Below are 9,436 nucleotides of genomic sequence, written 5' to 3'. Positions count from 1 at the left end.
GGCCGTCGGCCGCGAGGTGGATCTTCGTGGTCAGTCCGCCGCGGGACCGGCCGATGGCGTGATCGGTGGGTTCACCGGCCGGGGCCCCTTTTTGCGGCCCCGGCAGCGTGCTGGTGAGCGCGCACGATGGTGGAGTCCACGGACACGGCCCAGTTGAGGTCCCCGTCTGCGTCGGCCTGGGCCACCAGGGCGGTGAACACCCGCTCCCACGTGCCGTCGACGGCCCACATCCGCAGCCGGTTGTAGACGCCCCGCCAGTTGCCGTACTTCTCCAGCAGGTGCACCCACTGGGTACCGGTCTGGAACTTGTAGGCGATCGCGTCGATCACCTCACGGTGGTCTCGCCAGCGGCCACCCCGCTTCGGTGTCCGGTCCGGGAGCAACGGCTCGATCCGCGCCCACTGCGCGTCAGTCAACGGCACAGCCGGACCAACGACCGGCTGATCCAAACAAAACGGCCTAGCGAGGTGAAGCCACGACGTCGGCACACCCCGGGGCCGGTTGCGCTCGTAGACGCTGACCGCGCACGGCCAGTCGCAGCGGTACACGAGTGGACGGTTGCCCTCGGTCAGGGAGGCGAGTCCACTGTTGGGGCCGAAGCCTTCGTTGGGCTCGCTGCCGTATGGCTCGGTTATCCATGCAACAGGAACGTCCGCTGTGTCGAAGCGCCGGCCCGGGTTCCACGCGCGAACCCGCAGCTTCTCGATCAGCAGCTTGCCGTTCCTCTCCCCCGTCTTGGGCTCAGAAAGGGGTCGAGCTGTGACTGCATGCCGGAGCTGGCGGAGGCAGAGCATGCCGCAGCGACCAGTCCCACAGACGACACAGTGGCAGTCGCCCGTGGCCGGGCTATTACGCCGTAATAGGTCGGCGGTGACGCGGGCGTTGGCTCAAGGGTGTTGCAGAAGGCTTGGTGGCGGCCTGTATGGGTGAGGTGTTGAAGGCTGAGCCGGTGCGGCAGCGGCGCCGGTGGTGGTCGGCCGTGGTGTCTTCCGCTGGCTGAGTGGGTGCTGTTGGTGGCCATGTATTACCGCACGAACCTCACCATGCGCAGCTCGCGCTGCTCTTCGGCTCCTCACCTGCCATCGTCTGCCGGGCCATCCAGTGTCTGCGGCCGTTGCTTGCGCTGGGGCCGGCGCTCAGTCCGGTGCCGGGGTCGACCGGTTATGGATCGTGGACGGCACCCTGATCCCGGTCCGTGACCGTAAGGTGGCGGCCTCCTCACGCACCTACCGGTTCTCGGCGGGTGTGCAGGTCATCGTCGATGCCGACACCCGCCTGGTGGTGGCATCCGCCCGGCCGGCACTGTTTTGAAAGTCGGTTCTGTTCCTCGTCCCGCACCGCGATCATCGCGGTGCGGGACGAGGAAATCCTTCTGAGGGCAGTGGGCTGTGCTGGAGCCGTTGTTGCCGGTCGCGGTGCTGGGGCGGCCGTCATTGGGCCGGCGGAATCCGATAGACGGGATCCGGTGGCGGGTGCGGACCGGTGCTCCGTCGCGGGATCTGCCGTCGGAGTACGGGCCTTGGCAGACGGTCTACGGACTCATTCGCCGCTGGCAGCGCGACTGCTCTGGCCCGAACTGCTGACTCGGTTGCAGGTCCGGGTGGACGCGGACGGGTTGATCACGTGGGAGGTCAGCGTCGACTCCACGATCTGCCGGGCCCATCAGCACGCCGCAGGCTCCCGCCACGACCGCCAGGTCCAGAAGGAACCGCCGGGCGGAACCCGCACCGAGCCCGAGGATCATGGCCTGGGCCGGTCACGAGGAGGCTTCACCACCAAGATCCACCTGGAAGACATCCGGGTACCCCGCACCGGACCGGGCCGTCCCCGTGTCCGGCCGCTGCCAGTGCGAGCGACGAGGCGTACTCCTCCCGCGCCAACCGGGCCTACCTGCGCAAGCCGAATTCGCTGCACGATCCCGGAGCCCGCCTACCAGGCCGCCCACCGCAAGCGGCCGGGGGAGGGGAAGGCTGGCGGGCCGCCTCCTGCATTCGATCGCGAGGAGTACACGGCCCGGCACGCGGTCGAGTGCGGGATCAACCGGCTCAAGCGCAACTGCGCGGTCGCCACCCGGTTCGACAAACTCGCCGACCTCATCGAAGCCACCGTCCTGATCGCCTCGATCGACGAATGGCGGTGACCGGTCCTGAGCTGCCGGTTCCTCATGCCATCCTGACCGCGACCCGGATCGACAGCGAGGGGGAGCAAACGATGGGGGCTCAGTACTACGGCGCCAACAGCGAGAACGGCGACCGTATCGACGACCCCTCTGAGGACGCGCTGTTCATGATGATCAGCGACCTCAACGACTCCGACAACACCCTCGTGGTCATCCAGCCCGACGAGGACGACCCCGTCTGGTTCGCCTCAGTGCCGTCCTCGATGAAGGCGGCTACGAGATCGTCCGCCATGACACCGCCCGCAACGAGCACGAAGTCACCATGGCGACCAGCATCGACGACATCGCCCGCGACCTCACCAGGTGGATGGCCGCCCGCGACTTCCCCGGACGGCCAACCAGGCACGTCAGCGAGTTCTGAAACACGGCTTGGTCCACTGCGCCTTGAGGTCGTTCGGAGCTGACATCGCACCTCTACGGGCGTGAGTACCTGGCACCTCATCGCCGGCTTCACATGGGAGGAAGCCGTCACTGGCTTCGGAACGTTGGCCTCTGCCCGTTGGGGCCAACGTGGCTCTGCTGCCTGGGCGCGTGCACGGTCCGGTGGGGTGAGGTCTCCAGCTTCTCGCCGTGGGCGGCCGGGGGTGTCCCCGACGTGGCGCCTGAGGCAGCGTCAACCGCTGCCTGCCGTACTGGCTTCCCGGAATTCATGACGTGGCTGAGCCGAGTGGGGGGCTGATGGAGACATACGCGCGCCTGATCGTGCCCGCACCGGTACGTCGTGGCTGACTTTCTGTGGTGCGGGAGCAGTGGGGGAGAGGGGAGTACGCGATGGGAGTCACTGCACCGGTCACGGACCTGAGCCGAGGGCGGAAACCCCGTACGGCGCTGAGTTGTAGATGAAGAGAGCGACGCCTCCAAAAGGGCTCTGACCTGCGCAAACAGAGCTCTGTACCCAGATCCTGTGAACTGCCAGGCAGTTCCTGTGGCAGCAGAGGCGGATCCGTGGAACCGGGTGCCCAGTTCCACGGATCGTGGCAGTCAGTTCCCCTGGACCGCTACCACGGTTGGGCGAACCGCCAGGCAGTTCACAGGGACTGGCAGGCAGTTCTCAGGAACTGCCACCACGTCCACAGGAACTGAGTACCGCTGTTCTACAGCAGCGGTAGATTGACGTCACGTACATCTCTCACGTAGAGGCAGTCGGTGTCAGGAAGGTCGCGGAGGGATCCGTGACGGCAGGCGACACGGCCGACAGGCGGAGTTGATTGACTTCTTGCTCATGTACGTTAGGTTCATGAGGGCGGCTCGAAGGCCGCCCTCAAAGGAACGGTGCGGCAATGACCCATGCACGGAGGGCCTGTTGGGAGCAGCACGCAGACTGGTTGACGCCGACACGGGCGAGCCAGTCCTCTATGCGCCATATGCCTTCTCCGGCAGGCACACCCAGGTGGACAAGGCCAGAGTCGAGGCCATCACGGAGTCGAAGGCGTTCACACCCAGCCAGAAGTTCCTGGTGCTGTGGTGGATCGGCGTCTCTCCGGAGGGGATGGAGCCATTGAGGGCCACGGGGGCCGACATCGCCAAACGAGTGGGCATGTCGACCGACGCCGTGGGGAAAATCAATAGGAAGCTGACCAAGCACCGCATCCTGGTAGTGCGTGGACGTATCGGAAATTACAACCTTTACCGCATCAGTCCTTACATCGCTTTCCACGGCACAGGCTTGGAGCAGCGTGAAGCGGTGAGATCATGTAATCCGCCAGACATCCCGGGCTTCGACGAGAACACGCCAGCACGGTGGGAGGCAAAGTGACCAGCGACGACAGGCAGCAAAACCTCAGGTTGCTGGAGGCCACGGCCGGCATGACCGCCAACCAGCGCCTCGTCGTCATGCTCTACGCTCTGCACCCGACTGATCGTTCAGGCGCCGTCCTGGAAACCGCCGCCCAGCTGGCCAAGCTGGTCGGCATGGCGCCGCCCGTCTTCTCCAGAACACGTAAGCAGGTCATCGAACTCGGCTGGCTGGAGCAGACGGAGAAGATCGGTCACATCAAGTACTACCGGTTGACCCCGGGACAGCTGGGGGAGCGGGTCGTGGTCCCGTTCCGGCGGGCCACCTGAGGCGCTCTGTGGATCGCGCTAAATGTACTTCACGTCAATGAGGCGCGATCCGTAGGACGTCTTTGTCTGTCGTCCCGGCAATGGTCTGGTCCGTTGTCGGGACGATGTCGCGTCCGGTCCCTGTTACCGCGGGGAGGGGTGGTCGGTCCCTGCGAGGAGCGCCAGAGGTGTACAAGCGGGGCAAGTCACCTCATATCGGATCGACTTTCGAACAGTTCGATTCTTCGCTCAGAACGATTCTCCCGTAGCCGCCTCCGATGCGCCGGAGACGGTTTTGCGTTGAGGGCCGTCCCACAGCGGCCGTCGGCACGGATTTTCCGGGCGCTGATGACGGTCTCCACCCGTGCGTCGGTGAACCGTTCTCTCCCAGTGCGGTCACGCGCCGCCCGTTGGATGCCTCCGTTCTTCCATGGTCCGGTAATGCGCCTCGGTCACACATGTGTGTCGGGACGCCGAGGCGGCGGTGTCTCGGGATACGTATCTCTGTACTGACGACGTGACCCACGTCGCATGCCGGAGAACGCGCCTGTGTCTCTTCCTCAAGCCATCCGAAGCTGGAGAAGCCGGATCCCCTGGGCATCGTCGAGGCCGGCGATTCCGTCCTTCGGCAGAAGACGGTTTCCTGCGACGGGCAGCTCGGTGACGATGTGCTCCAGCGGCTGGTCGGCAGGATGCGCGGGCCGATGGAGAAGACCCACAACGCCGTCGGACTCGCCGCACCCCAGGTCGGGCTTCCGCTGCGGCTCGCGGAGCTGGCGACGTCCGAGGCGCTGACGAGACGGGACGGCGCCTCGTGGGGGAGCACGCGGGGCTCGGGGCACTGATCGTGCAGCATGAGACCGACCACCTCGACGGGGTGCTCTACCTCGACCGTGTCGAGCTGCGTTCCCTGTCCACCATGGAGCAGGTGGTGAAGCGGTGGGGCCCCGCCGGAGCGGCGGCCACCGCTGAGCAGCTCGGCTTCCCGATGCCGTAACGGACCTTCTGTGTAAGGAAGTTGGCGGGTTTGGGCCCCCGTAAGCAGTAGAGACAGCAGTTTTCCGTCGGCCGGTGACAGTGACGGTGACGGGTGCGTACCGCTGTCGTCCGTGGCCGGCTCGACCTTGTCGGAACAGCAGCGCGTGGTGGCGGATGCCTCGGGAGACGGCCTCCCGCGCCGAGTCCAGCGCGTCGGCGGTGCGTTTGATGCGGGAAATGGAACGACACGTCCGGGGGCACCGCCCGGTATATCCGAGGTGTGCCGCCGGTGTGCCTGGCCGGCCTCTGGCACACCGGGGCACCGGGGATTCCAGCACACGTGTGTCTCAGTATGGCTCACACTTGTGCGCCGGGTGCGGTCTTCGTCGTACATGGCGCAGGCAGCCGTCGGGGACACGTCACCGGCAAGCCGCCGAAAGATGCAGTCACCGCCTTGACGGGTGACGCGCAGTCCTGCCATGATTGCGTCACCACCTCAACCGGTGACATGAAATGTGTCCAGGCAGGAGGTGGCCGAATACCTTTCGATCCAGATGGGGAGCACCAGTCATGGCAGTCAGCTACACCGCCGTTGTCGACGTCGACGGAGAAGGCCGGAACGGCGGTCACGTCCGCTCCTCCGACGGTCTGCTGGAGACCAGCCTCGCCCTCCCCAAGGAGCTGGGCGGTGCCGGCACCGCGACCAACCCCGAGCAGCTCCTCGCCGCCGGCTGGGCCGCCTGCTTCCTCGGCGCCCTGCGCCGCGCCGCCACCACTCGCAAGATCCGGCTGACCAGCACCACCATCACCGCCGAGATCACCCTCACCCACGGCGACGACGGCGAGTTCTCCCTCTCCGCGGTCCTCAGCCCCGTCCTCGGCGGCGTGGACCAGGCCACCGCCGAGGAACTCGCGCACGCCGCCCACCAGATCTGCCCGTACTCCAAGGCCACGCGCGACAACATCCCGGTCACCATCAACGCCGGTGCCGCCGCCTGATCCACCAGACCGCGGGTCCCGTGCCCCTTCCCCCGGCACGGGGCCCGCTCCCTTGCCGCACCCGCACCGTCTTCCCGGGAACGAGGGCATGACATGGCCGCCATGACGTTCACACTCCGACGGAGGGCCGCACACCGTCGTTTCGTCGGCGACCAGATCTCCGCCGTCTGCGACGAGCAACCGTCCTGGCGCGCCGGAAGCTCCACGGAGCGGGCGTGGTCCGACGACACGCAGGTGTGGAACTGGGCGGAGAGCGCGGTGCTGTCGGGGTACGGCCCGACGGCTGCGAGCTTCGCGTGACGACCTGGTGGGAGATCCACCGCGCCTGGCGGACCGGCGTCCTCTTCAGCTCCTTCACACGTACTCCGGGCTGGACTGCTTAGGACATCAGGCAGCGGGGTCGGCCGGGACACACCGTCAGGTGACTGACGCGGGACATGCCGGTGCCGGACGACAGTGAGAACGAACGCGGCGAGCGCCGGCACGGGGACACGTGCTCGGCACATCCGCCACCCCCGGGGGACCGCCGACGGCTCGGTCCGGGGCGGCGCGGCACACCCACGTACGCGCAGTCCCACGTACACGCAGCCCCACATACACACAGCACCGCCCACAAGCCCACCACCACAACCGGACCGAAAGAGATACCTGCCATGGACATGAAGCTCGAAGTCGTCATCCTTCCCGTCTCCGACGTGGACCGCGCCAAGGGCTTCTACGTGGAGCAGCTGGGCTGGCGTCTGGACGCCGACTTCCCGATCAACGACGGCTATCGGATCGTGCAGGTCACGCCGCCCGGTTCCGAGTGCTCGGTCATCTTCGGGGAGGGCCTCACCGAGCAGCCGGCGGGCACGCTCCACGGCCTCCAGCTGACCGTCACGGACATCGTCAAGGCCCAGGAGGAGCTGACCGGCCGCGGTGTGGAGGTCTCCGGACCCTTCCGTGACGAGACCGGCGCCTTCCACCACGCCGGTGACGCCCATCGGGTCCCCGGCCTGCACCCGGAGCGGGCCAGCTATGGCACCTTCGCCGCCTTCAAGGACCTCGACGGCAACGAGTGGTTCCTCCAGGAGGTCACCGAGCGCGCGCCCGGCCGCTGAGACCCGGCCCCGGCGCGGCCGACGCCCCCCTGCCGGGGCCGCCCACCTCCGGGCACCACGACACCCACCTGACCGGCACGCATCCACCGGAGGACACATGCCGACCGAGAACATCCGGACCTACGACGTCATCGTGATCGGCGCGGGCCCGGTCGGCGAGAACGTGGCGGACCGCACCATCGCCGCCGGCCTGAGCACCGTCATCGTCGAAAGCGAACTGGCCGGTGGCGAGTGCTCGTACTGGGCCTGCGAGCCCAGCAAGGCACTGCTGCGCCCCGCCCTGCTCCGCGCGGACGCCACGCACGTTCCGGGGCTTGACCCCGCCGTGAAGAACCCGCTGGACGTCGAGGCCGTCCTGGCACACCGCAACCGCATGTCCGCCGACTGGAAGGACGACGGCCAGGTCGAGTGGATCAAGTCGGCCGGGATCGACCTGCTGCGCGGCCACGGACGCCTGGAAGGGGTCCGTGAGGTGTCGGTGCGGACACCCGACGGCGACACCGTCCGGCTCCGGGCCCGGCACGCCGTCGCGGTGTGCACCGGCAGCCGAGCCGCCCTGCCCGACCTGCCCGGGATCGACACACTGCGGCCGTGGACCAGCCGGGAGGCGACCAGCGCCCAGCGGCCACCGGGACGCCTGGTGATCGTGGGCGCCGGTGTGGTGGGTGTCGAGATGGCCACCGCCTGGCAGGCCCTGGGAAGCCGGGTGACCCTGCTCGCCCGCGAGGACGGGCTGCTCCCGCGTATGGAACCCTTCGCGGGCGAACTGGTCACCGAGCGTCTGCGCGAGGCAGGTGCGGACGTACGGTTCGACGTCTCGGTCGTCGCCGCGCGGCGGCTGGGCGACGGCGAGGTGCGGATCACCCTGTCGGACGGCGACGAACTCACCGCCGACGAGATCCTCTTCGCCACCGGCCGCGCACCGCGCTCCGAGGACATCGGGCTCGGCACGGTGGGTCTCACCCCCGGTGACTGGCTCCCCACCGACGACAGCCTGACCGTCACCGCCGTACCCGGGAACTGGCTGTACGCCGTGGGCGACGTCAACCGACGGGCGCTCTTCACCCATCAGGGCAAGTACCAGGCCCGCATCGCCGGAGCGGTGATCGCCGCCCGGGCCCGGGGCGAGGAGATCGACACCGCCCGCTGGGCCCCGCACAGCAGCACGGCCGACCTTGAGGCCGTCCCCGGCGTCGTCTTCACCGACCCCGAGGTCGCCTCCGTCGGTCTGACCGCGGATCAGGCCGAGCGCGCCGGCCGCCCCGTCGACGTCGTCGACTACGAGATCGGCCACCTCGCGGGTGCCCTCCAGTACCGCCCCGACTACCGGGGCAGGGCCCGCGTCCTCATCGACCGTGACCGCCACATCGTCGTCGGCGCCACGTTCGTCGGACCGGGCGTCGGTGAGCTGCTGTACTCGGCCACCGTCGCCATCACCGGGGAGGTGCCGGTCGAGCGCCTGTGGCATGCCGTACCCGCCTTCCCCACCATCAGCGAAGTGTGGCTGCGCCTGCTGGAGACGTGGAGGGACTCATGACCACCGCACAAGACCTCGCGCTCGTCGTCCTGGACTTGCTGCCCGACCAGCCCGTGGAGCAGGGCGACCTGTCCCTCGCGCTCGCGGGGGCCGAGGCGATCGACCTGCTGGAGAGCGGGGCGCTGACCCTGGACGGCGAACGCATGGTTCCCGGCCCGCCGGTGGCGACGGGTGACCGTCTGCTGGACCAGGCCGTCGCCTCGCTCGCCCGGCAGGAGCCGCACGAGACGGTCGAGGACTGGCTGTGGCGCCGGGGCCGGGAACTCGCCCCGGCCTATGTCGACGACCTGGACCGGGCCGGGCTCTTCGTCCACCCCCGGCGCCATGGCTTCCACCTGTGGTCTGGGCGGACCGTGCCGGCGGACTCGCCGGAGCGCGCCCGCGCCGAGGAACGCCGGGAGTCCGGCGAACCCGTCCTCGGGGCGCTGCTGGCAGCCTTGGGGATCGGGTCCGACCCGTCGGAGGCGGACGAGAGCCCGACCGGGGACGCGGTCACGACGGTGCTGGCCGCCGTCGGCGACGCCGTGACGCGACTGGAGGCGCTACGGCTGCGGAGGGACGTCGAGAACGCCGCGTTCGACAACATGTGGCGGGGCTAGG

Annotated in this window: 8 protein-coding genes and 5 pseudogenes; 12 read left to right on the top strand and 1 reads right to left on the bottom strand. The window is 68.4% G+C overall.

Going from position 1 to position 9,436, the window contains the following annotated elements:
* Positions 1–794 (bottom strand): annotated as a pseudogene (locus tag AQJ11_RS53005) (IS5 family transposase); the annotation flags it as partial.
* Positions 795–947: 153 nt separating this feature from the next.
* Between AQJ11_RS53005 and AQJ11_RS47670 the strand changes: the two are divergent.
* The 12 genes and pseudogenes from AQJ11_RS47670 to AQJ11_RS42025 all read left to right on the top strand — a co-directional run.
* Positions 948–1,299, top strand: a pseudogene (locus AQJ11_RS47670) (transposase family protein); the annotation flags it as partial.
* 89 nt (positions 1,300–1,388) lie between these two features.
* Positions 1,389–2,140: pseudogene (locus AQJ11_RS42065) on the top strand (transposase).
* 71 nt (positions 2,141–2,211) lie between these two features.
* Positions 2,212–2,540 (top strand): annotated as a pseudogene (locus tag AQJ11_RS42060) (hypothetical protein).
* 942 nt (positions 2,541–3,482) lie between these two features.
* A complete protein-coding gene (locus AQJ11_RS47665) occupies positions 3,483–3,935 on the top strand; it encodes a MarR family transcriptional regulator (protein WP_079082675.1) in 453 nt (150 codons plus the stop codon).
* Entirely contained in the window at positions 3,932–4,243 is a 312-nt protein-coding gene (locus tag AQJ11_RS42050) for a cyclic nucleotide-binding domain-containing protein (protein ID WP_014669002.1), read from the top strand. The genes AQJ11_RS47665 and AQJ11_RS42050 overlap by 4 nt, the downstream gene beginning before the upstream one ends.
* Before the next feature lie 554 nt (positions 4,244–4,797).
* Positions 4,798–5,063 (top strand): annotated as a pseudogene (locus AQJ11_RS52575) (peptide deformylase); the annotation flags it as partial.
* A 6-nt stretch (positions 5,064–5,069) separates the two neighbouring features.
* Entirely contained in the window at positions 5,070–5,219 is a 150-nt protein-coding gene (locus AQJ11_RS52570) for a hypothetical protein (protein ID WP_341846322.1), read from the top strand.
* Positions 5,220–5,770: 551 nt separating this feature from the next.
* A complete protein-coding gene (locus AQJ11_RS42045; RefSeq protein WP_059266975.1) occupies positions 5,771–6,199 on the top strand; it encodes an organic hydroperoxide resistance protein in 429 nt (142 codons plus the stop codon).
* 102 nt (positions 6,200–6,301) lie between these two features.
* On the top strand, positions 6,302–6,499 hold the full coding sequence (locus tag AQJ11_RS42040; protein ID WP_244218637.1) for a hypothetical protein: 198 nt from the start codon (positions 6,302–6,304) through the stop codon (positions 6,497–6,499).
* Between the two features lie 353 nt (positions 6,500–6,852).
* Positions 6,853–7,299: a VOC family protein gene (locus AQJ11_RS42035; protein WP_014668998.1), complete on the top strand. Its 447-nt coding sequence runs from the start codon at positions 6,853–6,855 to the stop codon at positions 7,297–7,299.
* 97 nt (positions 7,300–7,396) lie between these two features.
* The gene (locus AQJ11_RS42030) at positions 7,397–8,836 is read left to right on the top strand and encodes a dihydrolipoyl dehydrogenase family protein (protein WP_059266973.1); all 1,440 of its coding nucleotides are present in this window, start codon (positions 7,397–7,399) and stop codon (positions 8,834–8,836) included.
* On the top strand, positions 8,833–9,435 hold the full coding sequence (locus AQJ11_RS42025; RefSeq protein WP_059266972.1) for a GOLPH3/VPS74 family protein: 603 nt from the start codon (positions 8,833–8,835) through the stop codon (positions 9,433–9,435). The genes AQJ11_RS42030 and AQJ11_RS42025 overlap by 4 nt, the downstream gene beginning before the upstream one ends.
* The last annotated feature ends 1 nt before the right edge of the window (position 9,436 follow it).

The sequence above is a fragment of the Streptomyces corchorusii genome, from assembly GCF_001514055.1.
GTDB lineage: Bacteria > Actinomycetota > Actinomycetes > Streptomycetales > Streptomycetaceae > Streptomyces > Streptomyces olivaceoviridis.
Note: the sequence above shows the minus strand (reverse complement) of the source record. Positions and strands in the feature narration are given on the sequence as shown.